At 52.0% G+C, this 26974-nt stretch carries 24 protein-coding genes, 5 tRNA genes and 2 pseudogenes; 12 read left to right on the top strand and 19 right to left on the bottom strand.

Annotated elements, in window-relative coordinates:
• Positions 1 to 34: 34 nt before the first annotated feature.
• From SBG_RS03515 to SBG_RS03505, 3 genes are all read right to left on the bottom strand, one after another.
• The gene (locus tag SBG_RS03515; RefSeq protein ID WP_024134966.1) at positions 35 to 2293 is read right to left on the bottom strand and encodes a hydratase; all 2259 of its coding nucleotides are present in this window, start codon (positions 2291 to 2293) and stop codon (positions 35 to 37) included.
• Between the two features lie 96 nt (positions 2294 to 2389).
• Entirely contained in the window at positions 2390 to 3823 is a 1434-nt protein-coding gene (locus SBG_RS03510; RefSeq protein ID WP_000817131.1) for an anion permease, read from the bottom strand.
• Positions 3824 to 3905: 82 nt separating this feature from the next.
• Positions 3906 to 4961, bottom strand: coding sequence for a 4-oxalomesaconate tautomerase (locus SBG_RS03505; protein WP_000723618.1), 1056 nt, complete (start codon positions 4959 to 4961; stop codon positions 3906 to 3908).
• A gap of 196 nt (positions 4962 to 5157) precedes the next feature.
• On the opposite strand from SBG_RS03505, the gene SBG_RS03500 reads away from it, so the two are divergent.
• On the top strand, positions 5158 to 6090 hold the full coding sequence (locus SBG_RS03500) for a LysR family transcriptional regulator (RefSeq protein WP_000679981.1): 933 nt from the start codon (positions 5158 to 5160) through the stop codon (positions 6088 to 6090).
• 150 nt (positions 6091 to 6240) lie between these two features.
• On the opposite strand, the gene pgl is transcribed toward SBG_RS03500, so the two are convergent.
• On the bottom strand, positions 6241 to 7236 hold the full coding sequence (gene pgl, locus SBG_RS03495) for a 6-phosphogluconolactonase (protein ID WP_000815465.1): 996 nt from the start codon (positions 7234 to 7236) through the stop codon (positions 6241 to 6243).
• 163 nt (positions 7237 to 7399) lie between these two features.
• Here pgl and SBG_RS03490 point away from each other — a divergent pair, with 163 nt between their 5' ends.
• Positions 7400 to 8218 (top strand): pyridoxal phosphatase, encoded by an 819-nt coding sequence (locus tag SBG_RS03490; protein ID WP_015702773.1) that lies wholly within the window; start codon positions 7400 to 7402, stop codon positions 8216 to 8218.
• Here SBG_RS03490 and modC read toward each other — a convergent pair whose 3' ends face one another.
• From modC to SBG_RS03470, 4 genes are all read right to left on the bottom strand, one after another.
• Positions 8219 to 9277, bottom strand: coding sequence for a molybdenum ABC transporter ATP-binding protein ModC (gene modC, locus SBG_RS03485; RefSeq protein ID WP_000891718.1), 1059 nt, complete (start codon positions 9275 to 9277; stop codon positions 8219 to 8221).
• Between the two features lie 2 nt (positions 9278 to 9279).
• Positions 9280 to 9969 (bottom strand): molybdate ABC transporter permease subunit, encoded by a 690-nt coding sequence (modB, locus tag SBG_RS03480; protein WP_000604020.1) that lies wholly within the window; start codon positions 9967 to 9969, stop codon positions 9280 to 9282.
• Positions 9969 to 10742 carry a molybdate ABC transporter substrate-binding protein gene (modA, locus tag SBG_RS03475; protein WP_000951409.1) on the bottom strand — a complete coding sequence of 258 codons (774 nt, stop codon included), beginning with the start codon at positions 10740 to 10742 and terminating at the stop codon, positions 9969 to 9971. Before modA ends, modB begins: the two co-directional genes overlap by 1 nt.
• 167 nt (positions 10743 to 10909) lie before the next feature.
• On the bottom strand, positions 10910 to 11059 hold the full coding sequence (locus SBG_RS03470) for an AcrZ family multidrug efflux pump-associated protein (RefSeq protein ID WP_000891513.1): 150 nt from the start codon (positions 11057 to 11059) through the stop codon (positions 10910 to 10912).
• Positions 11060 to 11187: 128 nt separating this feature from the next.
• Between SBG_RS03470 and modE the strand changes: the two genes are divergently transcribed.
• The 7 genes from modE to gpmA all read left to right on the top strand — a co-directional run bounded on the left by modE (position 11188) and on the right by gpmA (position 18964).
• Entirely contained in the window at positions 11188 to 11976 is a 789-nt protein-coding gene (modE, locus tag SBG_RS03465; protein WP_001147420.1) for a molybdenum-dependent transcriptional regulator, read from the top strand.
• Positions 11977 to 12043: 67 nt separating this feature from the next.
• The gene (gene modF, locus SBG_RS03460) at positions 12044 to 13516 is read left to right on the top strand and encodes a molybdate ABC transporter ATP-binding protein ModF (protein ID WP_000096916.1); all 1473 of its coding nucleotides are present in this window, start codon (positions 12044 to 12046) and stop codon (positions 13514 to 13516) included.
• Between the two features lie 213 nt (positions 13517 to 13729).
• Positions 13730 to 14746, top strand: coding sequence for a UDP-glucose 4-epimerase GalE (galE, locus tag SBG_RS03455; RefSeq protein ID WP_001265455.1), 1017 nt, complete (start codon positions 13730 to 13732; stop codon positions 14744 to 14746).
• A gap of 10 nt (positions 14747 to 14756) precedes the next feature.
• Positions 14757 to 15803 carry a galactose-1-phosphate uridylyltransferase gene (galT, locus tag SBG_RS03450; protein ID WP_000171935.1) on the top strand — a complete coding sequence of 349 codons (1047 nt, stop codon included), beginning with the start codon at positions 14757 to 14759 and terminating at the stop codon, positions 15801 to 15803.
• A gap of 2 nt (positions 15804 to 15805) precedes the next feature.
• Positions 15806 to 16954 (top strand): galactokinase, encoded by a 1149-nt coding sequence (gene galK / locus SBG_RS03445; RefSeq protein ID WP_001049353.1) that lies wholly within the window; start codon positions 15806 to 15808, stop codon positions 16952 to 16954.
• Positions 16948 to 17988 (top strand): galactose-1-epimerase, encoded by a 1041-nt coding sequence (gene galM, locus SBG_RS03440; RefSeq protein WP_000931419.1) that lies wholly within the window; start codon positions 16948 to 16950, stop codon positions 17986 to 17988. Before galK ends, galM begins: the two co-directional genes overlap by 7 nt.
• A gap of 223 nt (positions 17989 to 18211) precedes the next feature.
• Positions 18212 to 18964 (top strand): 2,3-diphosphoglycerate-dependent phosphoglycerate mutase, encoded by a 753-nt coding sequence (gpmA, locus tag SBG_RS03435; protein WP_000301553.1) that lies wholly within the window; start codon positions 18212 to 18214, stop codon positions 18962 to 18964.
• A gap of 93 nt (positions 18965 to 19057) precedes the next feature.
• Here gpmA and SBG_RS22795 read toward each other — a convergent pair.
• Positions 19058 to 19594 (bottom strand): annotated as a pseudogene (locus tag SBG_RS22795) (iron chelate uptake ABC transporter family permease subunit); the annotation flags it as partial.
• 154 nt (positions 19595 to 19748) lie between these two features.
• A complete protein-coding gene (aroG, locus tag SBG_RS03425; RefSeq protein WP_001109237.1) occupies positions 19749 to 20801 on the bottom strand; it encodes a 3-deoxy-7-phosphoheptulonate synthase AroG in 1053 nt (350 codons plus the stop codon).
• 316 nt (positions 20802 to 21117) lie between these two features.
• Between aroG and SBG_RS03420 the strand changes: the two genes are divergently transcribed.
• Together SBG_RS03420 and zitB are read left to right on the top strand one after the other, a co-directional pair.
• Positions 21118 to 21504: a YbgS-like family protein gene (locus SBG_RS03420; protein ID WP_000784380.1), complete on the top strand. Its 387-nt coding sequence runs from the start codon at positions 21118 to 21120 to the stop codon at positions 21502 to 21504.
• Between the two features lie 110 nt (positions 21505 to 21614).
• Positions 21615 to 22553, top strand: coding sequence for a CDF family zinc transporter ZitB (gene zitB, locus SBG_RS03415; protein ID WP_000951258.1), 939 nt, complete (start codon positions 21615 to 21617; stop codon positions 22551 to 22553).
• Here the strand turns inward: zitB and pnuC are convergent.
• Both pnuC and nadA read right to left on the bottom strand, forming a co-directional pair.
• The gene (gene pnuC / locus SBG_RS03410) at positions 22550 to 23269 is read right to left on the bottom strand and encodes a nicotinamide riboside transporter PnuC (RefSeq protein WP_000345383.1); all 720 of its coding nucleotides are present in this window, start codon (positions 23267 to 23269) and stop codon (positions 22550 to 22552) included. The genes zitB and pnuC overlap by 4 nt on opposite strands.
• Positions 23270 to 23293: 24 nt before the next feature.
• Positions 23294 to 24337 (bottom strand): quinolinate synthase NadA, encoded by a 1044-nt coding sequence (gene nadA, locus SBG_RS03405; RefSeq protein WP_001275526.1) that lies wholly within the window; start codon positions 24335 to 24337, stop codon positions 23294 to 23296.
• A gap of 127 nt (positions 24338 to 24464) precedes the next feature.
• On the opposite strand from nadA, the pseudogene SBG_RS03400 reads away from it, so the two are divergent.
• Positions 24465 to 24844: pseudogene (locus tag SBG_RS03400) on the top strand (GNAT family N-acetyltransferase); the annotation flags it as partial.
• Between the two features lie 32 nt (positions 24845 to 24876).
• Here SBG_RS03400 and SBG_RS03395 read toward each other — a convergent pair.
• The 7 genes from SBG_RS03395 to pal all read right to left on the bottom strand — a co-directional run bounded on the left by SBG_RS03395 (position 24877) and on the right by pal (position 26960).
• A tRNA-Lys gene (locus tag SBG_RS03395) sits at positions 24877 to 24952 on the bottom strand.
• Between the two features lie 31 nt (positions 24953 to 24983).
• Positions 24984 to 25059 (bottom strand) — tRNA-Lys (locus SBG_RS03390).
• Between the two features lie 47 nt (positions 25060 to 25106).
• Positions 25107 to 25182 (bottom strand) — tRNA-Lys (locus tag SBG_RS03385).
• Between the two features lie 3 nt (positions 25183 to 25185).
• Positions 25186 to 25261, bottom strand: a tRNA-Val gene (locus tag SBG_RS03380).
• 136 nt (positions 25262 to 25397) lie between these two features.
• A tRNA-Lys gene (locus tag SBG_RS03375) sits at positions 25398 to 25473 on the bottom strand.
• A gap of 164 nt (positions 25474 to 25637) precedes the next feature.
• Positions 25638 to 26426, bottom strand: a complete 789-nt coding sequence (gene cpoB / locus SBG_RS03370; protein WP_000097543.1) for a cell division protein CpoB — start codon at positions 26424 to 26426, stop codon at positions 25638 to 25640.
• Between the two features lie 9 nt (positions 26427 to 26435).
• On the bottom strand, positions 26436 to 26960 hold the full coding sequence (pal, locus tag SBG_RS03365) for a peptidoglycan-associated lipoprotein Pal (RefSeq protein ID WP_001176619.1): 525 nt from the start codon (positions 26958 to 26960) through the stop codon (positions 26436 to 26438).
• Between the last annotated feature and the right edge of the window lie 14 nt (positions 26961 to 26974).

The following is a 26974-nucleotide window of genomic DNA, read 5'->3' as shown; positions in this document are numbered from 1 at the left end:
AGTGCCGCCTCCTCACACGCGGCGGCACGTCATTTTATTGTAAACGGTGTTTATTGAAATTAATCAGACATCCCGCTCTGATGATTTCCCGCTCTTCAGCGGTCAGATTTTCAATATACAGCGCGATTTCTTCGACCAACACATTGTCGCGAATAACATACCCTGTAATGGCAGGACGCGCTTGCTCCAGCGCCGCAAGAATGCCCGGAATATAGATATAATCCCCCACCGTAAAATTCGGTGTCTCCTTCATTTGCAGAGGCAGCATTCCCCAATTGATCACATTAGAGCGGTAACGTTTAGTCGCGTATTCCTGCGCGATATTTGCCAGACCGCCAATCACCCGCTGACAACTTGCCGCCTGTTCCCGTGCCGAACCGTCCCCCGGTTTGACCGCATAAATCACGCTACCAACCTCCGTGTCCTCAGGGCGTACGTTTTCCTGGCCAGCAATGTGCTGAATACAAGCGAACACCGCGGTCAGTTCTGCGGCGTCACCGTCCTGCCGCCGTTTTTCCAGCGCAGCAACGGCTTTACTTCTGCCAACATAGCCCGGATCGCGGCGCGAGAGGGTAAATTCCGCCAGCCCCACCGGGTTCGAACGATAAGAAGAAGTCTCGCCGGACGGAATCAACTCATCAGTGGTGGTCACGTCGTCAAGAATTTTCGAACAAACCTTGAGTAGAATATTTTCCGTCAGCGCGCCTGATTCCGGCCAGTCTTTAATATTTGGCCCATAGATGAGCGGCTGCTGTGTAACGCCTTTTATATATCCCTGATAAACCCGATTTTTGTAAGGCGTAGGATCAAAAACATAATCCGGCACATTAGCCCAGCAATCCAGTTCCGCTGCCGACGTTAAATAGCCGCCATTCACTGCCGTTGCGGCAATGGAACGGGCATCCATCAGCGCGACGGCGGACATCTGTCCATTTCCCGGTTTAGATCCTTCCCGGTTCGGGAAGTTACGCGTGGTATGACGAATACTCAGTCCATTGTGGACAGGCGTATCGCCGGCACCAAAGCAGGGGCCGCAAAACGCCGTTCTGATTATCGCACCTGCGCCAAGCAACTCCGCCACGACGCCTTTTTTCGTCAGATCCATAAACACCGGCTGGGAAGACGGGTAAACGGCAAGAGAGAACGCGTCATTACCGCATGAGCGATGGCGTAACGCATTGGCTGCCGCAATCACGTTCTCATAGTTACCGCCGGAACAGCCAGCAATAATTCCCTGCTGCACTTTCAGGCGCCCGTTTTCCATTTTATCCACCAGCGAAAGTGTCGCCTGCCCGTGCGCCACGCGTTCCGACTCTATTTCGGTCTGGCGAAGAATATCAGCCAGATTTTCGTTTAACGTGTCGATGTCATAAACGTTACTGGGGTGGAAAGGCAGTGCAATCATCGGTTTGATAGCGCTGAGATCAACATAAATACAACCGTCGTACCAGGCCATCGGCTGTGGATTTAGCGGGCGAAAATCCTGCTCGCGACCGTGCAATGCCAGCCAGCTCCGGGTTTCCTCATCCGTTTGCCAGACCGAAGTCAGACAGGTGGTTTCAGTGGTCATAACATCAACGCTGTTACGAAAATCCGTAGACAGGTGGCGGATGCCAGGACCAACAAACTCCATCACTTTATTTTTGACGTACCCATTTTTAAACACCGCGCCAATAATCGCCAACGCCACATCCTGCGGCCCGACGTATGCTGCTGGCTTGCCGGTCAGATACACGGCGACCACCTCGGGATAATCAATATCCCAGGTATCATTCAACAGTTGTTTAACCAACTCGCCGCCGCCCTCGCCTACTGCCATCGTTCCCAGTGCGCCATAGCGGGTGTGGCTGTCGGAACCCAAAATCATTTTACCGCTGCCAGCCATCATCTCACGCATATACTGGTGAATAACGGCAATGTGCGGGGGAACATAAATGCCGCCATACCGTTGCGCTGCCGATAAACCAAACATATGGTCGTCGCTGTTAATGGTTCCCCCGACCGCACACAAGGCGTTATGGCAATTGGTCAAAACGTAAGGTAAAGGAAATCGTTCCATCCCTGATGCTTTTGCCGTCTGAATAATGCCTACATAGGTAATATCGTGTGAGGTCAATGAATCAAACTTAACTTTCAGCTTATCCATATTGTCAGAGGTATTATGCGAGGCGAGAATTGACCAGCTTATAGTGCCTTTTTTGGCCTGCGCTTTATCAACTGCCCCGGCATATTGGTCTTCTGCGATAATCTCATCCGCTGACAGATAAACACCCTTTTTATATAACGTAATCATGACCGACTCCATTTGACTGTTCCTTACCTGCAGCGCCAGGTACTGCCGCCTTTAATAAGGACAGTCAATAATATGTGTAAAACGAAAGAAATTTTTTTACAGTACGTGCCAGCTAATTAATAGCTTCCACCACCAGACGCCCAAGGTAATATGGACAAGAAAAGTAAAGATAGTTAATACAGCGCCTACCAACCACCAGGATTTTATATCATTATAGCCGACACCAAAAATAACCGGCCCGGCAGCGCCGCCGTAATGCGTCACCATTCCGCCATAAGAGTTAGAAAATAATAATGCGATGGCGGTTAACATAAGCGGCGCGCCAGACACGTTCGCCAACATCGCAAATACCGGCATCATTGCTACAATATAGGCGCTACCGGAGGCGAAAAAATAACGTACAGCGATACTCATAAATAAAATAACAAAGAAAGCAATATTGCCATGATGATCAAATGAAATATTATTTTTGAACAGCTCAGCCAACCAGTCAAAAAATTTAACTTTAGAGAGTAACGAGCTCAGGCCAATAATACCGCCATACCATATTAACGTGTTCCAGCCGCCTTTATTTTTTACTACATCATCCCAGGTCACCACACCAAGTACCAACATCGCGCCCATCACGACAATGGCGACCGCCGACTCATTAATGCCAAGATAACTACTAAAAATCCAGCCGAGGAGCGCCAGAACAAAAATGACTAATAGCAATTTCTCCCGCGCCTGCATTGGCCCCAATTCCTGAAGCCCCGCTTTGGAGATGGTTTTATTATCTACCTTTTTTATCTCCGGTGGGTACATGGTATAAATGACCAACGGTGTCGCCAACAGCATCACAATGCCGGGCAATCCTGCCGCCAGCGCCCAGTCCCCCCAGCTTAGTTGTAGATGGCAAATATCGTTGATCATTTTCAGCGCCAGGATATTCCCCGCCATGGCGGTGAAAAACATATAGCTGGTGGTTTTCGTCACCATATAGACGCTCATCATCAAATAATGGCCAACACGATGGGGGCTTTTTTCCGGTTCGGACCCTAACGCTACCGCCACGCTATTAATGATCGGTAATACGATTCCGCCCGCCCGCGCCGTATTTGATGGCGTTGCCGGAGACAGTACAAGATCAAGAAAAACGGTAACATAGCCCAGGCCTAATGTCGTGTTGCCAATTTTACCAATCAACAGGTAAGCGATGCGCTTGCCGAGCCCGGTCGTGACAAATGCGGCGCTCAGGGTGAAGGCGGAAAATACCAGCCAGGTTGTCCCGGAGGCGTAACCGCTCAGGACGCTGGAGGTTTTAAAGGCTCCCCCGCCTAAATTACCAACGACCACCATCGATGCCGCAACCGCCATTAATAAAACAACGGGTTCAGGAAAAGGTTTAATGACTAATCCTACTATTGCGGCAAGATAAATACCAAATAGCACCCACGCCAACGGGCTTAACCCAGCCGGCACTGGCAATAAAGCAATAATACAAGGAATAGCTAATATCGTAATTAGCTTCCATAAAGATGCTCGTTTCATTTCATATATCCTGATTTTTCTGTATATTAAATACAGAATCGTATCTGCTCATCCTTTTTCACGTCAGCGCACTATGCTGGCATTATTCCGGAAGATAGACATCGCCAGAGAAGATTTTCCTTGCGGTACGAATAACCGCTGCACGAATAGAATCAGGGGTATTTCCATCATTACTCAAATGAACATCAAGACAGCCGCCAGGGTGCTCAATAGTAATATTTCCATAACCCTTATTTTGGGTAAGCGAATACGTCACTGTACCGTCAATAACACTGCTGCTGGCAATGGCGATAGCACCGGTAATGGCCAGCGCTTTATGACATGAATGCGGCATAAAATAGAGCACATTAAGTGTGCCGCCATGTTGCGCAGGAGAAATAAGTACAGGTTTAGGAATAACCATGGTACGGACATCGCCAAGGCCCATTGCTTTACCAGCCTGTAGACGAATAGATTCAATACGGCGTAATAATTCGGTATCACTGTCTAATTCCTCAGGCGACTCATAGCCTGTTTTCCCTACGCTGGCGGCGGGAATAATGACTACCGGCATCGCCATATCCATACAAGTTACGGCAACGGAGTCAAAGTAATCGGTACCACGTCCAGTGGGAAAAATTTTGCCTGTTTTCGCGCCTGCCGCATTCAAAAACGTGAGCATGACCGGCGCCGCTGTCCCCGGCACGCCATCAATTTTCGTTGCTCCCTCGTACGTCACTCTACCGTCCGGTGTCTGCACATCGGCGTCAATATAGGTGTTGGTATTCACATTGCGTATACGTACCCGCGTGACTGGAGACGTTGCAGTCATAAGCCCTTGCTCAATGGCAAAAGCGCCGACGCCGGATAGCATATTGCCGCAGTTTGGCGTGGTATCCACGTGTTGTTCCTGCACAACGACCTGGGCGAAAAGATAATCAATATCCGCTTGTGGATCGGCCGAACGACTGACAATCGCAACTTTGCTGGTCAACGGATTCCCGCCGCCAATACCGTCAATTTCTAATGCATTACCCGATCCCATGATCGCTATTAATACTTTATCTCGCTGCGTTTTTTCTTCGGGTAAATGCTCCGCTAATAAAAATGCACCTCTGGAGGTTCCCCCTCGCATTAATACACAGGGTATTTTTTTCATGACACAGTCCTTAATAATCACCTTATTTTTCTGTGCCTATGGTTGCATGTAAAAAATATCGAGGCTAATGACTTTCGAGATGCCATTAATCAGCTTTTTTTATTAATCAAATCCCCGTGATGGCGAGTACACTCACAGTAACATCCGATATAGGTATAATAATAAATCAATATCAATTATATTTTCTGGAGTTATAATGAAACACGAACTATCAAGTATGAAAGCGTTTGTTACTCTGGCGGAGACCACATCATTTAACAAAGCAGCTAAATTACTAAATATTACGCAACCCGCATTAACGCGCAGAATAAAAAATATGGAGGATGATTTACATATACTCCTTTTTGAGAGAACAACACGCCAGGTAACATTAACAAAAGCGGGAAGAATGTTGTTACCAGAAGCCCGTGAATTAATCAGGAAATTGGATGAAACTATTTTTAACGTTCGCGAACTCAATAATTACCATCACGGAATAATTACATTGTCATGTATTCCAACTGCCGTTTTCTATTTTTTACCGCTCGCGATTGGCAAATTTAACGCCTTATACCCCAACATAAAAGTACGGATACTTGAAAAAGGCACCAGTAATTGTATGGAATCCGTACTCTGCAAAGAGGCGGATTTTGGTATAAATATGAATAGCATCACAAATCCCGCCATTGACTTCACACCATTGGTCAACGAACCGTTTGTTCTGGCCTGTCGACGAGATCACCCTTTAGCCTCCAAGCAACTGGTTGAATGGCAGGAATTAGTCAACCACACACTGATAGGCGTACGCGCCTCAAGCGGCAACCGCCTCTTAATTGAGCAACAACTTGCTGATAAACCCTGGAAGCTGGAGTGGTTTTACGAGGTTCGCCATTTATCCACTTCTCTGGGTCTGGTGGAGGCAGGTTTAGGTATTTCTGCATTGCCTGGGCTGGCGATGCCGCAGGCGCCGCACCCTACGCTTATCGGTATTCCCCTGATAGAACCCGTAATCAGGCGCACTCTGGGCATTATTCGCCGAAAAGACGCCATCCTTTCACCGCCGGCGGAACGTTTTTTCTCACTGCTGCTGAATGTCTGGGCCGATGACAAAGACAATCTTTGGACGCCTTTCGCCAGGCCACAGCAATAACACCGCATGGAGGCCTTCGAGGCGGTGTTATGGCATAAGCCGGCTCACGCACCACCGCCATCCGGCGAGTTGCCCGGCGGCGCTGCCGCTTACCGGGCCTACAGGGGCGGCGTCGCTTTGCAGGCAGGCCCCACCCGACATACCATGTGTTTAATATGCGTTCACCACTACCCACATCGGCCCCTGGCCGACGGCGTAACGGCCTTTTTCCGTCAGCAGCCCCTGGGCGCCAGCAATTTCATAGACCGCGATATGATGTGATTTTTGCCCGGCGGCAATCAGATATTTCCCACTGTGGTCGATATTGAAACCCCGCGGCTGGGTTTCCGTCGGTTGAAACCCTTCAATGCTCAGTACGCTGCCATCTTCGGAGACGCTGAAGACAGTAATCAGACTGGCGGTGCGGTCACAGGCATACAGATGCCGTCCATCCGGCGTGATATGAATATCCGCCGCCCAGCGCGTATCGGAAAAATCAGCGGGCATCATATCCAGCGTTTGTACGCACTCTATCTCGCCATGCGGATTGTTGAGCTGCCAGACATCCACCGAACTGTTCAGTTCATTGACGCAGTACGCATAGTGTTGATTCGGGTGGAACGTCATATGGCGCGGGCCTGCCCCTTCAACCGTATTCACTTCCGCCGGCTCCTGGGCCACCAGATGACCATCATCGCTTAGCGTAAACAGACAAATGCGATCCTGTTTTAGCGCAGGTACCCACAAGGTACGGTTATCAGGCGTAATATTCGCCGAGTGGCATCCGTCCAGCCCCTCCACGACATCCACCAGTTCAACCGGCAGGCCATCCTGTAAGCGCGTCACGCTGACGTTACCGGCGTTATACGATCCGACAAAGACAAAACGGCCATGATGATCGGTAGAGATATGCGTCGGGCTACCCGGCAGAGCAGATTCGGCAGCAAAGGTCAGCGCACCATCATCCGGCGCAATACGATACGCCAGCACACGAAACTCCGGGCGCACGCCAACATAGAGGTAGCGTTTATCCGGGCTGACCACCATTGGCTGAACCTGGCCGGGCACATCCACGACCTGCACCAACGTCAGCGTCCCTTCGTGATTCAGGCTCCAGACGTGAATTTGCTGACTCTCAGGGCTGGCGGTATAGACTGTTTGTTTCATGAATACTCCTTTACATATGGCATGTAGCTGCAATGACAGGACACAGTTTAACGTAGCCGCTTTTGACGGCGAATGCTGAACTCAGATGCAGAATTTTGTCTGCTTACCGTCCCGGTGTACCATGCCGTCAGACGGAATGATTACTCTTAAACGGGAAAAAATTATGACTGCACGCGTGATTGCCCTCGATTTAGACGGGACGTTATTAACCCCACAAAAAACTTTACTCCCCTCCTCGCTTGACGCGCTTTCACGCGCCAGGGAGGCGGGCTTTCAACTTATCATCGTCACGGGCCGCCATCACGTTGCTATCCATCCTTTTTATCAGGCGCTGGCGCTGGAAACACCTGCTATTTGCTGCAACGGCACTTATTTGTATGATTATCAAGCGAAAACCGTTCTGGATGCCGATCCTATGCCTGTGGATAAGGCGCTGCAATTAATTGATTTACTGGACGCGTATCAGATTCACGGCCTGATGTATGTCGATGACGCCATGCTTTACGAGCGCCCGACCGGTCACGTCGTGCGTACTTCCCGGTGGGCACAGACCTTGCCGCCGGAACAGCGTCCGACCTTTACGCAGGTCTCTTCTTTGGCGCAGGCGGCGCGCGACGTCAATGCCGTGTGGAAGTTTGCGCTTACCGATGAAGATATTCCCAGGCTACAGCGGTTCGGTCAGCAGGTTGAACAGTCGCTTGGCCTGGAGTGTGAATGGTCATGGCACGATCAGGTAGATATCGCTCGCCAGGGCAACAGCAAAGGCAAGCGCCTCACTCAGTGGATAGAAGCGCAGGGATGGTCAATGGAGAATGTGATCGCTTTCGGCGATAACTACAATGACATCAGTATGCTGGAAGCGGCTGGCACCGGCGTTGCGATGGGAAATGCCGACGACGCGGTGAAAGCGCGCGCCAACGTTGTGATCGGCGATAACACTACCGATAGCATCGCCAAATTTATTTACACCCACCTGCTGTAGTCAGGCGGTGATAGAAACGCTTTTCACCTGCGCGTAAAGCCACAGTCCAGGCTTGATACTCAGTTCATCCCTGGCCCACGGGCTTATTCGCGCCCACAGCGTTCTGCCGCCGATCTCAAGCTGAACTTCCACCTGCCCGTTATCGTCATAACAGTTCGCCACTTTCGCCCGCAATACGTTGCGGATACTGGTCTGTTGTGGTGGCTGTAGTACCAGCGAGACATCCGACGCCTGAATACGAATACGCAGCGTGGATTGCAGCGGCTGATTGAGTTTATTTACCCACAGGTGCTGGTCGCCAAGCGCCAGGGCAGTCATGGCATAATGCGGGTGATGCTCCAGCACGCTGACTTTCAGAATACTGCTCTGTTGCTCTTTCGGCAGCCACGGGTGCATAACGCTGCTTCCCCAGACCTCTTCCAGCGGACCATACGCTTTAACCTGGCCGTCTTCCAGCACCATAACGTTATCCGCCAGGTGAAGAATCTCGTCGAGAGAATGGCTAACATACAGCATGGGAATATTGATTTCCCGCGCCAGCCGTTGCAGGTACGGCAGTAGCTCGCGTTTACGTGGGATATCCAGCGAGGCCAGCGGCTCGTCCAGCAATAGCAACTCCGGGGCGGTGAGCAATGCCCGGCCTATTGCCACACGCTGCTTTTCCCCACCGGACAGACTTCCCGGCAGGCGATCGAGCAGCGCTTCAATCCCCAGCAACGACACCAGCTTATCAAACTGACCGACCATGCTTTTCGCCATGCCATAACGCAAATTGCCGCGTACTTTATAATGTGGAAACAGGCGCGCATCCTGGAAAACATAGCCGATGCGACGTTTTTCCGGCGCTAAACAGATGCCATTTTCGGCATCATGCAACACCCGGCCATTAAGCACGATGCGCCCTTTTTGCGGCCGCGTCAGGCCGCTGATAGCATTAATTAGCGAGGTTTTTCCCGCGCCGGAGACGCCAAAGATAGCCGTGATCCCACTGGCTGGCAGCGTTTCGTTGAGGGTTAAACAGTGCGTTCCCAGCGTCTGGGAAAAATTAAGCTCTAGCATGGTTAGCGCCCCGTCCGTTCACGGCTAATCCGCGCCAGCCATTCAGAAATCAACAGCGAAATCAGCGCTAATACTATCGAAATCACGCACAGCCTCGCCGCCGCGCTCTCCCCGCCCGGCGTCTGGATCAAGGTATACATGGCGGAAGGTAGGGTGCGGGTTTCGCCCGGAATATTGGAAACAAAGGTAATGGTCGCGCCAAATTCGCCAAGTGAACGGGCAAACGCCAGCACCGTACCGACAATAATGCCCGGCAGGGTAAGCGGTAAGGTGATAGTCAGAAAAACGCGCCAGCGCCCGGCGCCCAGAGTTCTGGCGGCCTGCTCAAGCTTGATATCCACACCTTCCAGCGCCAGCCGAATAGCCCGCACCATGAGAGGGAAAGACATCACCGCCGCCGCCAGTACAGCGCCGCGCCAGCTAAACGCAAACGTGAGGCCGAACCAGTCATACAGCCACTGGCCAATAAACCCGCGTCGGCCCATCGAGACCAGCAGCAGATAGCCGACCACCACTGGCGGCAGCACCAGCGGCAGATGCAGGACGCTATCAAGTAAAGCTTTGCCAGGAAACTGGCATCGCACCAGCAGCCAGGCAAAAAAGATCCCAAACGGCAGACTAAACAGCACAGCCAGGGAAGACACTTTCAGGCTCAGAAAGACTGCCTGCCATTCTGGATCGGTCAGTATCATTACTTCGTCGTAAATCCATAACGTTGAAAGATTGCCGAGGCCTGTGGTCCTTTCAGGTAATCATAGAACGCACTGACCGTCGCATTTTTATGCCCATCCACGATAGCGATGGGATATTCCACTTTTTTATGTGAATCTTCCGGGAAGGTCGCAACAACGTTAACCCCCTTGCTGGCCACCGCATCAGAACCGTATACAATGCCTAAAGGCGCTTCGTTACGCTCGACCAACGCCAGAGCGCCACGCACATCTTCCGCGGGCGCCAGTTTCGGCTCAAGCGTTTGCCATGCGCCCAGCTTTTGCAGCGCTTCTTTGGCATAAATCCCCGCCGGTACGTGTTGCGGATCGCCCACCGCCAGGCGCCCGCCGTTCAATAAACGAATCCAGTTCGTTTTGCTGTCGATGGTGAACGCTTTCTGCTCACTGGCTTTCGGCGCTACCACCACCAGGCTGTTGCCAAGCAAGGTTTCGCGCGTCGCGGTATCCACCGCTTTTTTATCGGCTGCGTAATCCATCCATTTCTGGTCAGCAGAGATGAACAGGTCCGCCGGCGCGCCCGCTTCTATCTGGCGCGCCAGCGTTGAAGAGGAGGCGAATGAGGAGACCACCTCCACATTTTTCTCTTTTTTATAATCCGCCGCAATGTCCTGCATTGCGTTTGTCAGCGACGCGGCGGCGAATACGGTGATCTTGCCTTCATCCGCCAGCGCATGACCGGCGATGACGAAAGATAATGTTGCCCCTGCGACCAGGCGTAACCAGGAATGCGCCATCTGTAACTCCTTGTGCGTTTCGTTATGTAAACGACAATATAACGGTAATTCCAGGGGTTTCCCAGCGGTTATTCATCCCCATTAACGATTAAACACAGAAAATATCGGCAGGAAAAGCAGGATCTTGAGGAAACAAAAACGCCCGACTGAGCGGGCGTTTGGGGAAATCAGCGGTTCTGTCTGGACTGGTCTTTCTGACCGATACCGGAAAAAATGTTGAACACCTCACCCAGACCGTAAATCAGACCGAGGATGATGGCCATCACTACCGGTACCATGATGACGGCGAATACCAGACTTTTTAATAACTCTAACATGGTCAACTCCAGATATAGTCCTTTTGGTATTTTAACCGCATCACACAGAAAAGCACTCCCCTTTTGTGCGGTCGGCTTTGCGCCGACGCGCTTTTCAGTCACAATAGTCTTTTTACCCGGAGCTGGTTATGCAGGCCGAAATCCTTCTTACCCTGAAACTTCAGCAAAAGCTTTTTGCCGATCCCCGTCGTATCTCTCTGCTGAAACACATTGCGCTTTCTGGTTCTATTAGTCAGGGCGCGAAAGATGCGGGAATTAGCTATAAGAGCGCCTGGGATGCGATAAACGATATGAACCAGCTTAGCGAGCATATGCTGGTGGAACGCGCGACGGGCGGCAAAGGGGGCGGCGGCGCAGTGCTGACCCGCTATGGCCAGCGTCTGATCCAGCTTTACGATCTGCTGGGCCAGATTCAGCAAAAAGCGTTCGATGTGCTAAGTGACGATGATGCCCTGCCGCTGGACAGCTTGCTGGCCGCTATTTCCCGCTTTTCGCTGCAAACCAGCGCCCGCAACCAGTGGTTTGGCACCATAACCGCACGCGATCGCGATCAGGTGCAACAGCATGTCGACGTACTGCTGGCCGACGGCAAAACACGGCTTAAAGTCGCGCTGACGGCACAAAGCGGCGAGCGTCTCGGCCTGGAGGAAGGTAAAGAGGTGCTGATCCTGCTAAAAGCGCCGTGGGTCGGCATAACCCGGGATGCGACCATTGCGCGCGCCGCCGACAATCAATTGTCGGGGACGATTAGCCATATTGAACGCGGTGCGGAGCAGTGTGAAGTGTTGATGGCACTCCCGGACGGCCAGGCGTTGTGCGCCACGATACCGACGGCGGAGGCTGCTACGTTAAAAGAAGGCGATGACGTTATTGCCTGGTTTAATGCGGACAGAGTGATTATTGCAACGTTGTGCTAAGCACATTGACATCCATTGCCGAAAGACGTATCCCTGTCATTCATTGCTGCATAAAATGGGATGCAAAATGTCATCGTTGCAAATTTCGCAAGGCACGTTTCGTCTGAGTGACACAAAAACACTTCATCTGGATTCCCTGACGCTAAAAGCGGGCGATAGCTGGGCATTCGTTGGGGCTAACGGGAGCGGTAAGTCGGCGCTCGCCCGCGCGCTGGCAGGCGAACTGCCATTATTAAAAGGCGGACGTCAGTGTCAGTTTACCCGCATTACCCGGCTATCCTTTGAACAATTGCAAAAGCTGGTCAGCGATGAGTGGCAGCGCAATAACACCGATATGCACAGTCCCGGCGAAGAAGATACCGGACGCACTACCGCGGAAATTATTCAGGATGATGTTCATGATCCCGCCCGCTGTGCGATGCTGGCGCAACAATTCGGCATTTCCGCTTTACTCAACAGGCGCTTTAAATACCTTTCTACCGGCGAGACGCGGAAAGCGCTGCTGTGTCAGGCGCTGATGTCTGAACCGGAGTTATTGATCCTCGATGAACCGTTCGACGGGCTTGACATGGCCTCCCGTCAACAACTGGCTCACCGCCTGGCGGCGTTGAACCAGGCGGGTATTACCCTGGCGCTGGTACTCAACCGTTTTGATGAAATCCCGGATTTCATTCAGTTTGCCGGCGTGCTCGCCGACTGTACCCTGGCGGAAACCGGAACAAAAGCAGAGTTGCTGCAACGGGCATTGGTGGCTCAACTCGCGCACAGCGAACGTCTTACCACTGTAAAGCTCCCTGAACCGGACGAGCCTTCTGTTCACCATGCGTTACCTGAGGGCGAACCACGAATCGTACTTAACGATGGCGTGGTCTCGTATAACGATCGTCCTATCCTCCACCATCTAAGCTGGCAAGTAAATCCGGGCGAACACTGGCAGATCGTCGGTCCTAACGGGGCAGGTAAGTCTACGCTGCTTAGCCTTATTACTGGCGATCATCCGCAAGGTTACAGCAACGATCTCACTCTGTTTGGCCGGCGGCGAGGAAGCGGCGAAACGATCTGGGATATCAAAAAACATATCGGCTACGTCAGCAGCAGTTTACATCTGGATTACCGCGTCAGTACCACAGTGCGCAATGTGATTCTCTCCGGCTATTTCGATTCTATTGGCATTTATCAGGCCGTTTCAGACAGGCAGCAGACGCTGGCGCAGCAGTGGCTGGATATTCTGGGAATCGATAAGCGTACGGCAGATGCCCCCTTCCACAGCCTCTCCTGGGGACAGCAACGGCTGGGGCTAATCGTGCGCGCGCTGGTTAAGCATCCAACAGTGTTGATTCTGGATGAGCCGTTGCAAGGGCTGGACCCACTAAACCGCCAGCTGGTACGTCGTTTTGTAGATGTATTACTTCGCCAGGGAGAAACCCAACTGCTGTTCGTTTCTCATCATGCAGAGGATGCGCCAGCCTGTATTACTCATCGACTGGAATTTGTCCCGGAAGGCGACCACTATATCTATCGCCAATATGCATTACATTAATACCAACCCGGACGTATGGCGCGCCCTTTTCAGGCGCGTTTTCAGATAAAAGGCGTGATCATGCTTAAATGCGTTGATTTACCATCAGATTCCGGATGGCGGTTTATGAGTAAACTCAAGTGTAAACGATTCCACTAATTTATTACATGTCACACTTTTCGCATCTTTGTTATGCTATGGTTATTTCATACCATAGGCTTAACGGAGCGATTTATGAGAGTATTGGTTACAGGTGGTAGCGGTTACATTGGAAGTCATACCTGTGTACAATTGCTGCAAAATGGTCATGACGTCGTCATTCTCGACAACCTTTGCAACAGCAAGCGCAGCGTACTGCCCGTTATCGAACGTCTGGGCGCTAAGCATCCGACCTTTGTTGAAGGCGATATTCGCAACGAAGCGCTTATAACCGAAATTCTGCACGATCACGCTATTGATACCGTGATTCACTTTGCTGGCCTGAAAGCCGTCGGCGAATCGGTCGCCAGACCGCTGGAGTACTATGACAACAACGTCAACGGTACGCTGCGGTTGATCAGCGCTATGCGCGCGGCCAACGTCAAGAACCTTATTTTTAGCTCCTCCGCGACTGTTTATGGCGATCAGCCTAAAATCCCTTATGTCGAAAGTTTTCCTACCGGCACGCCACAAAGCCCCTACGGCAAAAGTAAGCTGATGGTCGAGCAAATCCTGACCGACCTGCAAAAAGCCCAGCCGGAGTGGAGCATTGCGCTGCTGCGTTATTTCAACCCGGTCGGCGCGCATCCATCAGGCGACATGGGAGAAGATCCGCAAGGTATTCCGAATAACCTGATGCCCTATATCGCTCAGGTCGCCGTGGGCCGCCGCGAGTCGCTCGCCGTTTTCGGCAACGATTACCCGACCGCGGACGGCACCGGCGTGCGCGATTACATTCACGTAATGGATTTAGCCGATGGGCACGTTGTGGCAATGGAAAAACTGGCCAACAAAGCCGGCGTGCATATTTATAATCTCGGCGCAGGCGTCGGCAGCAGTGTACTGGACGTAGTCAACGCCTTTAGTAAAGCCTGCGGCAAGCCCATTAACTACCACTTCGCGCCGCGTCGCGATGGCGATCTACCTGCTTATTGGGCGGATGCCAGTAAAGCCGACCGCGAGTTGAACTGGCGCGTCACCCGCACGCTTGACGAAATGGCGCAGGACACCTGGCACTGGCAGTCACGCCATCCGCAGGGATATCCAGATTAAGGATGTTGTTATGACCCTATTTAACCCTATTGATCATCCGCATCGCCGTTATAACCCGCTTACCGGCCAATGGATTCTGGTTTCGCCGCATCGCGCAAAACGTCCCTGGCAGGGGGCGCAGGAAACGCCGTCTCAGCAAATGCTGCCAGCCCACGATCCGGACTGCTTCCTGTGCGCGGGCAATACACGCGTGACTGGCGATAAAAACCCAGATTACAAAGGCACTTACGTCTTTACTAACGATTTCGCGGCATTGATGGCCGACACACCAGACGCGCCGGACAGTCACGACCCGCTAATGCGCTGTCAGAGCGCGCGCGGCACCAGCCGCGTGATCTGCTTTTCTCCCGATCACAGTAAAACGCTGCCGGAATTAAGCCTGCCCGCGCTGACAGAAATCGTCAGAACCTGGCAGGAGCAGACCGCTGAGTTGGGCCAAACCTATCCGTGGGTACAAGTCTTTGAGAACAAAGGCGCGGCGATGGGCTGTTCTAACCCACATCCACATGGACAAATCTGGGCTAACAGCTTTCTACCGAATGAGGCCGAACGCGAAGATCGTCTGCAAAAAGCCTATTTCGCTGAGCAGCACTCGCCAATGCTGGTGGATTACGTACAACGCGAGCTGGCGGACGGTAGCCGCACCGTGGTTGAAACTGAACACTGGCTGGCGGTGGTGCCTTACTGGGCGGCGTGGCCGTTTGAAACCTTGCTGCTGCCCAAAACGCACGTGCTGCGTATGACCGATTTAAGCGACGAGCAGCGCGACTCGCTGGCGCTGGCGTTGAAAAAGCTGACCAGCCGTTATGACAACCTGTTTCAGTGTTCCTTCCCCTACTCAATGGGCTGGCACGGCGCGCCGTTTAACGGCCAAGAAAACGAACACTGGCAGTTGCACGCGCACTTTTATCCGCCACTGCTGCGCTCTGCGACCGTCCGTAAATTTATGGTCGGGTATGAAATGCTGGCGGAAACCCAGCGTGATTTGACCGCAGAACAAGCGGCTGAACGCCTGCGTGCAGTCAGCGACACCCATTTTCGCGAATCCGGAGTATAAAAATGAATCTGAAAGAGAAAACGCACGCTCTGTTTGCTGAAATTTTCGGCTACCCTGCCACCCACACCATTCAGGCGCCAGGCCGCGTCAACCTGATTGGCGAGCATACCGATTACAATGACGGTTTTGTTCTACCCTGCGCTATCGATTATCAGACCGTGATTAGCTGTGCGCCGCGCGACGATCGCACCGTACGGGTGATTGCCGCCGATTATGACAACCAGGTCGACGAATTTTCACTGGATGCGCCGATCGTAACCCACGACAGTCAGCAGTGGTCCAACTATGTGCGCGGCGTAGTGAAACATCTGCAACAGCGTAACAACGCGTTTGGCGGTGTGGATATGGTGATTAGCGGTAACGTACCGCAAGGCGCGGGGTTAAGCTCTTCCGCCTCGCTGGAAGTCGCGGTAGGCACCGTCTTCCAGCAGCTTTATCACCTGCCACTGGACGGCGCACAAATCGCGCTCAACGGGCAAGAAGCCGAAAATCAGTTTGTTGGTTGTAATTGCGGCATTATGGATCAGCTCATCTCTGCGCTCGGCAAAAAAGATCATGCGTTGCTGATCGACTGCCGTACGCTCGGAACTAAAGCGGTTTCCATGCCGAAAGGCGTTGCCGTGGTGATCATCAACAGTAACTTTAAGCGTACTTTGGTGGGCAGCGAATATAATACCCGCCGTGAACAGTGCGAAACGGGTGCTCGCTTCTTCCAGCAGTCCGCTCTGCGCGATGTCAGCCTTGAGGCGTTCAATGCCGTTGCCAACGAACTGGACCCGGTGGTTGCAAAACGCGTTCGCCATGTACTGAGCGAAAATGCGCGTACCGTTGAAGCGGCAAGCGCACTGGAAAAAGGCGACTTGCAACGTATGGGCCAACTGATGGCGGAGTCCCATGCCTCGATGCGCGATGATTTCGAAATTACCGTCCCGCAGATAGACACGCTGGTGGACATCGTCAAAGCGACCATCGGCGATCAAGGCGGCGTGCGCATGACCGGCGGCGGCTTCGGCGGTTGTATTGTCGCGCTAATCCCGGAAGATCTGGTGCCCGCCGTTCAGCAGGCCGTTGCGCAACAGTACGAAGCGAAAACCGGTATCAAAGAAACCTTTTATGTATGCAAACCGTCACAAGGAGCAGGACAGTGCTAAATGAAACGCCCGCACTGGCACCCGATGGTCAACCGTACCGCCTGTTAACCCTGCGCAACCGCGCCGGAATGGTGGTAACGCTGATGGACTGGGGAGCCACTCTTCTTTCCGCCCGTATTCCGCTGTCTGACGGCAGCGTTCGGGAAGCATTACTGGGCTGCGCCAGCCCGGAACAGTATCCTGAGCAGACATCGTTTCTCGGCGCCTCTATTGGCCGTTACGCAAACCGTATTGCCAATAGCCGTTATACGTTTGCCGGCGAAACCATACAGTTAAGCCCAGGCCAGGGTAAAAACCAGCTGCACGGCGGGCCGGAAGGCTTTGACAAGCGCCGCTGGCAAATTGTTAACCAGAACGATCGCCATGTGCTGTTTGCGCTGACCTCTGACGATGGCGATCAGGGTTTTCCCGGTCATCTTTGCGCTACGGCGCAGTATCGCCTGACCGATGATAATCGAATCTCCATTACCTACCGGGCGACGGTCGATAAACCCTGTCCGGTAAATTTGACCAACCACGTCTATTTCAATCTGGACGGCGATCAAACCGACGTACGTCAACATACGTTGCAAATCCTGGCGGATGAATACCTGCCGGTCGATGAAGCCGGGATTCCACATCAGGGGTTAAAATCGGTGGCCAACACCTCGTTTGACTTCCGGATGCCAAAAGTTATTGCCAGCGAGTTTCTCGCCGATGACGATCAGCGCAAGGTTAAAGGTTACGATCACGCCTTTCTGCTACAGACGCAGGGCGATGGCAAAAAACCTGCGGCCCGTCTATGGTCGCAGGATGGAAAGCTACAAATGATGGTTTACACCACCGCCCCGGCGCTACAGTTTTATTCCGGCAATTATCTGGCGGGTACGCCTTCCCGTGGGCCTGAACCCTATGCTGATTGGCAGGGGCTGGCGCTGGAAAGCGAACTACTGCCGGACAGCCCGAATCATCCTGAATGGCCGCAACCAGACAGCTTTCTGCGCCCCGGTGAAGAATACGCCAGCCTGACCGAGTACCAGTTTATTCCGTTCTGACAGTCCATCGCGACAGGCCCGATAGCGCAAGCTTATCGGGCTTATGCCCCATTATTCTGCTCAAACCTCCATCACTTAAAGACAAAATCGCAACTCCAGGTTCACAAGAACCTTACACTGCGCCACTATTTTCGCTATGGTTATGCGTAAGCATTGCCGCCGACACACCGCGGCAATATAATGAGAATTATTATCATTACATATGATTTATAGGAGTGAGAGTATGGCTGTAACGAAGCTGGTTCTGGTACGTCACGGTGAAAGTCAGTGGAACAAAGAAAACCGTTTCACTGGCTGGTATGATGTGGACCTGTCTGAAAAAGGGGTAAGCGAAGCAAAAGCGGCAGGTAAGCTTCTCAAAGAAGAAGGTTTCAGTTTTGATTTTGCCTACACCTCCGTCCTGAAACGCGCTATCCATACGCTGTGGAACGTACTGGATGAATTGGATCAGGCCTGGCTGCCGGTGGAAAAATCATGGAAACTCAATGAACGTCACTATGGCGCGTTGCAGGGGCTGAATAAAGCGGAAACGGCAGAAAAATATGGCGATGAGCAGGTTAAACAGTGGCGCCGCGGTTTTGCCGTTACGCCGCCGGAACTGACCAAAGATGACGAGCGTTATCCGGGTCACGATCCGCGTTATGCCAAACTGAGCGAGAAAGAGCTACCGCTGACCGAAAGCCTGGCACTGACCATCGACCGCGTTATTCCTTACTGGAACGACACCATCCTGCCGCGTATGAAGAGCGGTGAGCGCGTCATCATCGCTGCTCACGGTAACTCCCTGCGTGCGCTGGTGAAATACCTGGATAAGATGAGTGAAGATGAGATCCTTGAGTTGAACATCCCGACCGGCGTGCCGCTGGTGTATGAGTTCGACGAAAACTTTACGCCAGTAAAACGCTACTATTTGGGCAACGCTGACGAGATCGCAGCGAAAGCGGCTGCCGTGGCGAACCAGGGTAAAGCGAAGTAATCACCTTTGCCGGATGGCGGTATAACTGCCTTATCTGGCCTACGAGCAATGGGTAGGCCGGATAAGCGCGGCGCCATCAGGCAATATGTCTTAAACAGCGATCACGCCATCCAACACCACTCCGGATGCAGCGACACCTGTCCAGCGGGTAATACCGTCCAGCAGTAACGCGGACAATAGCGCAAAAATGAACGCATTGTCCGGGATGAACCAGGCGGCCGGAATACCAGGAATACCGATCCCCAGCACAATCGCAGTACAGCGCCAAAAGCCGCGGCGGACGATACGCCGAAGGTAAATGGCGTCGCCAGCGGATTATTTAAAATCGTTTGCATTTCAGCACCGGCCAACCCTAATGCCATGCCAACCCGTAGCGCCATCAGGGCATAAGGTAAGCGAATATCCCAGGTATGCCTACACTCACTTTTCCGGCTGGAAAAGCGCCTGCCACAGCGCGCTGAGCGATAAACCAGAAGACCCGAAGATTAAATCCACTATCAGTGAAACCATCATCGCCAGCGCAATAGCCAGCATGAGCACGGCCCTTTTATGCATGATCTGGTGATAGCGTGGCATGACGGGAGCGGAAGCGAGACGGGGAGCTAAAAGTGATTTGTCCTGACAGGTCATCGTTCGGGCTCGTTATTCATAGGGGGATGAATTATAGCGCCGAATTAATTCGTTATATATTTATTTATATTTCGAGTAGCATCACATTGGGTGAATAATTGTCTGTCGGCGATAAATAACCGGCCTTACTGGCCGGTTTAACACGTAATAAAGATTAACCACGGCGGACTTTCACCGCTTCCGATAACTGGCGAAGCAACGCATCAGTATCTTCCCAGCCAATGCAGGCGTCAGTAATGCTTTTACCGTAGGTGAGTGGCTGACCGCTTTCCAGGCTCTGGTTTCCTTCTACCAGATGACTCTCTACCATCACACCAATAATCGCTTTTTCCCCGCCGGCAATCTGCTGGCAAACATCGGCGCATACTTCCATTTGCTTTTCAAATTGCTTACAGGAGTTGGCATGGCTGAAATCGATCATGACCTGCGGCGTCAGCCCCGCTTTGGTGAGCCCTTCTTTCACTTCCGCGACGTGCTGCGCGCTATAGTTTGGCGCTTTACCGCCGCGCAGAATAATATGGCAGTCGCCGTTGCCGCTGGTATTAACAATCGCCGAATGACCCCATTTAGTGACGGAAAGGAAGCAGTGCGGCGCACCGGCGGCGTTAATCGCATCAATCGCGACTTTGATCGTCCCATCAGTGCCATTTTTAAAGCCGACCGGACAAGAGAGACCAGACGCCAGTTCGCGATGAACCTGGGATTCAGTAGTCCGCGCGCCAATGGCGCCCCAGCTCATCAGATCGGCCAGGTATTGCGGCGTAATCATATCAAGGAATTCGCCAGCGGCAGGCAGACCGCTATCGTTAATATCCAGCAGCAATTTGCGCGCAATGCGCAGCCCGTCGTTAATCTGGAAGCTGTTATCCATGTGCGGATCGTTAATCAGCCCTTTCCAGCCGACGGTGGTACGCGGCTTTTCGAAATAGACGCGCATCACAATTTCGAGTTCGTCCTTGAGTTCCTCACGCAACGCCAGTAAACGGGCGGCATATTCTTTCGCCGCTGCCGGATCGTGAATTGAACAAGGGCCAATGACTACCAGTAGGCGATCGTCATTACCTTTGAGGATTTTATGGATGGCTTTGCGCGCGTGGGCAACGGTATTTGCTGCGTTTTCCGTCGCGGGAAACTTTTCCAGCAGTGCGACAGGAGGTAATAACTCGTTGATTTCTTTGATACGTAAGTCGTCGTTCTGATAATTCATGTTTATTCCAGTGTTGCCGTGCTTATCTCAATGAATGCAATCCCTCCAATCTATCTCTTCGATTAAATAGTGTAAACGGGGTTTTACACTTTGAACGGATTAATCCTGGAATTGAGGAAAAAAACGCACAAATGTAGCGAAAAATGGGATCTAACCTACACTTTTTAACTGTAACCACTCTGTTTGTGAATTATTGCAAGATTCTCTGCTGCGTTAACAGGCGGCGGATGCTTTTTATGCCTTATTTGAGGATTTGACTTACACGTGCACTGTTGGAAGAGGTTATCCGACATATCCACCATAACAGGAGCATCTTATGAAAATGACAAAACTGACTACGCTTTTACTTACCGCTACCCTCGGCCTCGCCAGCGGCGCAGCGTTAGCTGCTGAATCTAACGCGCAATCCAGTAATGGCCAGGCAAACTCGGCGGCAAATGCCGGTCAGGTTGCCCCGGACGCTCGCCAGAATGTGGCGCCGAATGATGTGAATAACAACGACATCAATACCAACGGCAACACTAACAGCACGATGCAGCATCCAGACGGTTCAACCATGAATCACGACGGAATGACCAAGGATGAAGAGCATAAAAATACCATGTGTAAAGACGGTCGCTGCCCGGATATTAATAAAAAAGTGGAAACAGGTAATGGCGTCAACAATGACGTGAATACCAAAACCGACGGCACTACACAGTAATCCTGAAAAAAGACTGATAACGGGAGAGCTTTCGCTCTCCTTTTTATTTTGTCAGCGAAAAACCAGTATGATGTCTACAGTATTGATGAGAATTACAAAGGAATGACATTATGGCGCACTCACACTCTCATGCCGACTCACACCTGCCGAAAGATAATAATGCTCGTCGCCTGCTTTTCGCCTTTACCATTACCGCCGGATTTATGCTCCTTGAGGTGGTGGGTGGGATCCTTTCCGGCTCTCTGGCGTTGTTGGCGGATGCGGGACATATGCTCACCGACGCAGCGGCCCTTCTCTTTGCGCTGCTGGCGGTACAGTTTTCTCGCCGTCCACCGACGGCCCACCATACGTTTGGCTGGCTAAGACTCACCACGCTGGCGGCTTTTGTCAATGCCATTGCGTTGGTAGTCATTACGATTCTCATTGTCTGGGAAGCGATAGAGCGCTTTTATACGCCGCGCCCGGTGGCGGGCAGTCTGATGATGATTATCGCGATCGCGGGTCTGCTTGCGAACCTGTTGGCATTCTGGGTCCTTCACCGGGGAAGCGATGAAAAAAACCTGAACGTTCGCGCCGCCGCGCTCCATGTGATGGGCGATTTGTTGGGTTCTGTCGGTGCAATAGCCGCCGCGCTGATCATTATCTGGACAGGCTGGACGCCTGCAGATCCGATTCTCTCTATCCTGGTTTCCGTGCTGGTACTCCGCAGCGCCTGGCGGCTATTAAAAGATAGCGTCAATGAGTTGCTGGAAGGCGCACCGGTTTCACTGGATATTAACGTTTTACAACGTCATTTAAGTCGGGAAATCCCCGAAGTTCGCAACGTACACCATGTGCATGTCTGGATGGTCGGCGAAAAACCGGTAATGACATTGCACGCTCAGGTCATTCCACCTCACGACCACGATGCGCTGCTGAAACGTATTCAGGACTTCCTGATGCACGAATATCACATTGGGCACGCCACAATTCAGATGGAGTATCAGGTCTGCCACGGCCCGGACTGCCATCTGAATCAGACGCCATCAGGGCATATTCATCATCATTAACGGAAGAGCGCGCGCGACCCTCGTTCGCGCGCGCGGTTTATCCACATACGGCTGCCGTTTATCGCGATAAATGTCAGAATCAGATATTCCAGCGACATCGCATAGACGCCCTGCAAGGCAAAAACTACCACGCTAATCACGTTGATTATCACCCACAGTAGCCAGTTTTCGACATATTTACGTGTCATCAGAATCATCGCTACGATAGATAGCACCATCATGCAGGAGTCCCAGAACGGAAAGGCGTCCGGTTGCAGTACGGGCATTGTCACCTGTAGCCCCGGCATCTGCATAATGGTGACGGCCACATGGGTCAGGAAGGCAAATACCGGATCGATATAGAACGTCATCAGACCGATGGCTATTATGCATGTTGCCAGCCATGCTATTGCTTTTGGCAACGGCAGCCAGCGGATCCTGAGCTCCGTTTCATTATCGTTGGTCTGCCGCGACCACGCATACCAGCCATAAATATTGGCGGCAAAGAAAAAGAGTTGCAGCAGAAGGCTCGCATAAAGCTGGATTTGAAAGAAAATAATCGCAAACAAGATAACGTTCACCAACCCAAAAAAGTAGTTACTGATCTTTTCCAGACTGGCAAGCCCAATACAGAGCAGCCCAGCAATAGTGCCTGTCGCTTCGATCCAGGAAAGATCGTACCCGCCTGCACCGATGGGAATGTGCATCAATATGTTTTGCGTGCTAAAAAAATCCATCTTTCCCCTCCAGGAGGTTATGTTTTACGCCCGAAGTGTAGCCGCAAAATCCAGCATCCGGTTAAGAGGCAGTAGTGCCTCCTCGCGTAGCGCCGCATCGACCTGTATCTCATGCGCCGCGCCGCCCTGCTCCAGCCCTTCTGCTATGGCTTTCAGACCATTCATTGCCATCCAGGGGCAATGCGCGCAACTGCGGCAGGTCGCACCCTCGCCAGCCGTAGGCGCTTCAAGTAGCGCTTTATCAGGCACCGCCTGCTGCATTTTATAAAAGATGCCGCGATCGGTCGCCACGATAAGCTGTTTGTTCGGCAAGGTTTTCGCCGCATTAATGAGCTGGCTGGTGGAACCCACCGCATCAGCCATATCGACAATGGACTGCGGCGATTCAGGATGGACCAGAATAGCGGCCTCGGGATAGACTTTTTTCAAATGGATCAGTGCCTGGATTTTAAATTCGTCATGCACAATACAGGCTCCCTGCCAGCACAGCATATCGGCCCCGGTCTGTTTTTGCACATAATTCCCCAGGTGTCTGTCCGGCGCCCAGATAATTTTTTCCCCCAGACTATCCAGATGCTCAATCAGTTCTACGGCGATACTGGAGGTCACAACCCAGTCCGCACGCGCTTTTACCGCAGCCGAGGTATTGGCATAGACCACCACGGTCCGGTCCGGATGAGCATCACAAAACATGCTAAATTCGTCTATCGGGCAGCCCAAATCCAGCGAACACTCCGCCGCTAAAGTAGGCATAAGAATAGTTTTATCCGGGCTGAGGATTTTGGCGGTTTCACCCATAAATCGCACGCCTGCCACCAACAGTGTAGACGCAGGGTGCTTCGCGCCAAAACGGGCCATTTCCAGGGAGTCGGAAATACACCCGCCGGTCTCTTCCGCGAGCTGTTGAATCTCCGGATCGGTATAGTAGTGGGCCACCATTACCGCATCCTGTTCTTTGAGAAGCCGTTTGATTTTCTCACGGTAGAATTGCTTTTCATCAACGCTCAACGGCGCGGGCTTCGGTGGGAACGGGTAAAGTGCGGTTTGTAGACCAAACATTGCGCTCATCATGGCTTCTCGTTTTATTTGCTTAACGAAACAACCGAATTCAAACAAAACACACATATTATCGGTTGCTTTTGTTTTATATGCTAAACAAGATAGCCGATTGACGAATAAAAGTCACAATAATTGTGATTTTAAGGTACAAGCGTATTACTCACTGGCTTCCAGCGCAGTGACGACAAACACTGCCCCGGTCGCTTTCGTCGTAATATGCCTGATCCAATCCCGGTTGTGGTGTTGAGGCGGTTGGCAGTGGATCGGTCTCTACATGGGCAGGGCATTGGTCGGGCGTTGTTTCGCGACGCCGGGCTGCAGGTGATTCAGGTGGCGGCGACTATCGGCATCCGCGGGATGCTGGTTCATACGCTGTCTGACGAAGCGCGGGAGTTTTACCTGCGGATGGGACTTGGACCATCGCCGATGGATTCGATGATCAAGGTGAGTTCACCGGAACGTTACTGCGTTCGATCCGAGCCTGCTGCAGGTTCGAATCTTATAAACCGCAGATAGCAAAAAAGCGCCTTTAGGGCGCTTTTTTACATTGGTGGGTCGTGCAGGATTCGAACCTGCGACCAATTGATTAAAAGTCAACTGCTCTACCAACTGAGCTAACGACCCCTTACGGGATTTGCTGCTTAATCATTCAGGATGGTGGGTCGTGCAGGATTCGAACCTGCGACCAATTGATTAAAAGTCAACTGCTCTACCAACTGAGCTAACGACCCGTTAGGGTGTTACCTGAAAGATTTTTACTCGGCACCAATTCGAAAATTGGTGGGTCGTGCAGGATTCGAACCTGCGACCAATTGATTAAAAGTCAACTGCTCTACCAACTGAGCTAACGACCCGAGTGGTGGGTGATGACGGGATCGAACCGCCGACCCCCTCCTTGTAAGGGAGGTGCTCTCCCAGCTGAGCTAATCACCCGATACTACGCTGGATACGTTTACTAACTTACGCTAGTGGTGGGTCGTGCAGGATGACTGGCTTCGCCTTGCCCTACGGGCCGTTGCTGACGCAACGTTATCCTTCACATTTTACTATTGTTTTCCACCTTAACGATTGGTGGGTCGTGCAGGATTCGAACCTGCGACCAATTGATTAAAAGTCAACTGCTCTACCAACTGAGCTAACGACCCACTCTGGCATTGCTTACAGGCTGTTTAATATCCCGTGGCAACGGCGGCATATATTACTGATTTCAGATTTGAGCGCAACAAAAATTTCGATACGGGAAACTCAACTGCTTAGGAATCACACGACGCGACCAGAAAAAAGGCGTTTTCTGGTCGCGTCGTACACATTACATCGCGTTAAGACGTTTCTGTGCCTGTTTCGCGCCATCTGTGCCAGGATATTTGCTAATTACCTGCTGATACACTGCTTTTGCTTTTGCCGTATCACCTTTGTCCTGCATGATAACACCAACTTTATACATCGCATCCGCCGCCTTCGGCGACTTAGGATAGTTTTTTACTACCGAAGCGAAATAATAGGCCGCATCATCTTTTTTACCCTTGTTGTAATTCAACTGGCCCAGCCAATAATTGGCATTCGGCTGATAAGTAGAATCAGGGTATTTCTTGATGAAGTTCTGAAATGCCACAATCGCCTCATCCTGGCGGGAGTTATCCTGCACCAGCGCAATTGCCGCATTGTAATCAGTATTCGCGTCGCCAGTCTGTACTGGCGTGCCAGACGTTGCCGCACCAGCCTCGGGAGCCGGGGTCGCAGCAGGTGTCGCCCCACTCTGAGCGCCGTCTGTAGTCTGCGCTGCGCCACTATTATTCAAATTCCCTAGCTGCAACAGGATTTGCTTCTGGCGCTCAATCACCTGATTCAGTTGATACTGGTTTTCCTGAATTTGACCACGTAAAGAATCAATATCAGACTGATTATCGGAGAGTTGCTGCTGAAGTTGGGTTAAAAGCTGGCTGTGAGCGTTAGAGATACGCTCAAGTTGAGTGACCCGGTCTTCGACCGAGCCTGAGCCGACACTACTGATTGGCGCCTGAGCAAAAGCGGCCCAGGGGGCCGCTATGCCAACCAGTAACGACAGACTCAACAGGTGATGTCTGAAGTTACTGCTCATGCAATTCTCTTAGTAAACCAGTACAGCGCGACGGTTTTTAGCGTAAGCCGCTTCGTCGTGGCCCAGTACTGCAGGTTTTTCTTTACCGTAAGAAACGATGGAAATCTGGTCAGCTGAAACACCTTTACCCTGCAGGTACATCTTAACGGCATTCGCACGACGCTCGCCCAGGGAGATGTTGTATTCAGGGGTACCGCGTTCGTCCGCGTGACCTTCTACGGTGACTTTGTAAGACGGGTTGTTACGCAGGAAGTTAGCGTGCGCATCCAGCATAGCCGCGAAGTCAGAACGGATATCATATTTATCCAGATCGAAGTAGACGATGTTGTTCTGCTGCAGCTGCTGCATCTGCAGACGCGCTTGCTCTTCAGATGACATATTGCCGTTGCCGTTAGCGTCCATACCAGTGCCGGCGCCGTTCAGCATACCGCCTTCGCTACCGTCATTGCTGGCGTTCTTGTTGGAAGAACATGCCGCGATTGCCATAACAGGCAGGGCAATCATCAGGCCCTTCAGCACTTTGTTCAGTTGCATTTATTAATTCCTTT

Origin of the sequence: Salmonella bongori NCTC 12419 (assembly GCF_000252995.1) — a bacterium.
In the GTDB taxonomy this organism is placed as follows: domain Bacteria; phylum Pseudomonadota; class Gammaproteobacteria; order Enterobacterales; family Enterobacteriaceae; genus Salmonella; species Salmonella bongori.
This window is presented reverse-complemented; position numbering and strand designations above follow the sequence as displayed.

Excerpts from the sequence above, each read along its gene's own strand:
- pal (WP_001176619.1), bottom strand. The coding sequence starts at position 26,960 with ATGCAACTGAACAAAGTGCTGAAGGGCCTGATGATTGCCCTGCCTGTT.
- modC (WP_000891718.1), bottom strand. The coding sequence starts at position 9,277 with ATGCTAGAGCTTAATTTTTCCCAGACGCTGGGAACGCACTGTTTAACC.
- pnuC (WP_000345383.1), bottom strand. The coding sequence starts at position 23,269 with ATGGATTTTTTTAGCACGCAAAACATATTGATGCACATTCCCATCGGT.
- galT (WP_000171935.1), top strand. The coding sequence starts at position 14,757 with ATGACCCTATTTAACCCTATTGATCATCCGCATCGCCGTTATAACCCG.
- gpmA (WP_000301553.1), top strand. The coding sequence starts at position 18,212 with ATGGCTGTAACGAAGCTGGTTCTGGTACGTCACGGTGAAAGTCAGTGG.
- nadA (WP_001275526.1), bottom strand. The coding sequence starts at position 24,337 with ATGAGCGCAATGTTTGGTCTACAAACCGCACTTTACCCGTTCCCACCG.
- SBG_RS03470 (WP_000891513.1), bottom strand. The coding sequence starts at position 11,059 with ATGTTAGAGTTATTAAAAAGTCTGGTATTCGCCGTCATCATGGTACCG.
- SBG_RS03490 (WP_015702773.1), top strand. The coding sequence starts at position 7,400 with ATGACTGCACGCGTGATTGCCCTCGATTTAGACGGGACGTTATTAACC.
- modE (WP_001147420.1), top strand. The coding sequence starts at position 11,188 with ATGCAGGCCGAAATCCTTCTTACCCTGAAACTTCAGCAAAAGCTTTTT.
- SBG_RS03505 (WP_000723618.1), bottom strand. The coding sequence starts at position 4,961 with ATGAAAAAAATACCCTGTGTATTAATGCGAGGGGGAACCTCCAGAGGT.
- SBG_RS03510 (WP_000817131.1), bottom strand. The coding sequence starts at position 3,823 with ATGAAACGAGCATCTTTATGGAAGCTAATTACGATATTAGCTATTCCT.
- modF (WP_000096916.1), top strand. The coding sequence starts at position 12,044 with ATGTCATCGTTGCAAATTTCGCAAGGCACGTTTCGTCTGAGTGACACA.
- modA (WP_000951409.1), bottom strand. The coding sequence starts at position 10,742 with ATGGCGCATTCCTGGTTACGCCTGGTCGCAGGGGCAACATTATCTTTC.
- aroG (WP_001109237.1), bottom strand. The coding sequence starts at position 20,801 with ATGAATTATCAGAACGACGACTTACGTATCAAAGAAATCAACGAGTTA.
- modB (WP_000604020.1), bottom strand. The coding sequence starts at position 9,969 with ATGATACTGACCGATCCAGAATGGCAGGCAGTCTTTCTGAGCCTGAAA.
- galE (WP_001265455.1), top strand. The coding sequence starts at position 13,730 with ATGAGAGTATTGGTTACAGGTGGTAGCGGTTACATTGGAAGTCATACC.
- galK (WP_001049353.1), top strand. The coding sequence starts at position 15,806 with ATGAATCTGAAAGAGAAAACGCACGCTCTGTTTGCTGAAATTTTCGGC.
- zitB (WP_000951258.1), top strand. The coding sequence starts at position 21,615 with ATGGCGCACTCACACTCTCATGCCGACTCACACCTGCCGAAAGATAAT.
- SBG_RS03515 (WP_024134966.1), bottom strand. The coding sequence starts at position 2,293 with ATGATTACGTTATATAAAAAGGGTGTTTATCTGTCAGCGGATGAGATT.
- pgl (WP_000815465.1), bottom strand. The coding sequence starts at position 7,236 with ATGAAACAAACAGTCTATACCGCCAGCCCTGAGAGTCAGCAAATTCAC.
- SBG_RS03500 (WP_000679981.1), top strand. The coding sequence starts at position 5,158 with ATGAAACACGAACTATCAAGTATGAAAGCGTTTGTTACTCTGGCGGAG.
- SBG_RS03420 (WP_000784380.1), top strand. The coding sequence starts at position 21,118 with ATGAAAATGACAAAACTGACTACGCTTTTACTTACCGCTACCCTCGGC.
- cpoB (WP_000097543.1), bottom strand. The coding sequence starts at position 26,426 with ATGAGCAGTAACTTCAGACATCACCTGTTGAGTCTGTCGTTACTGGTT.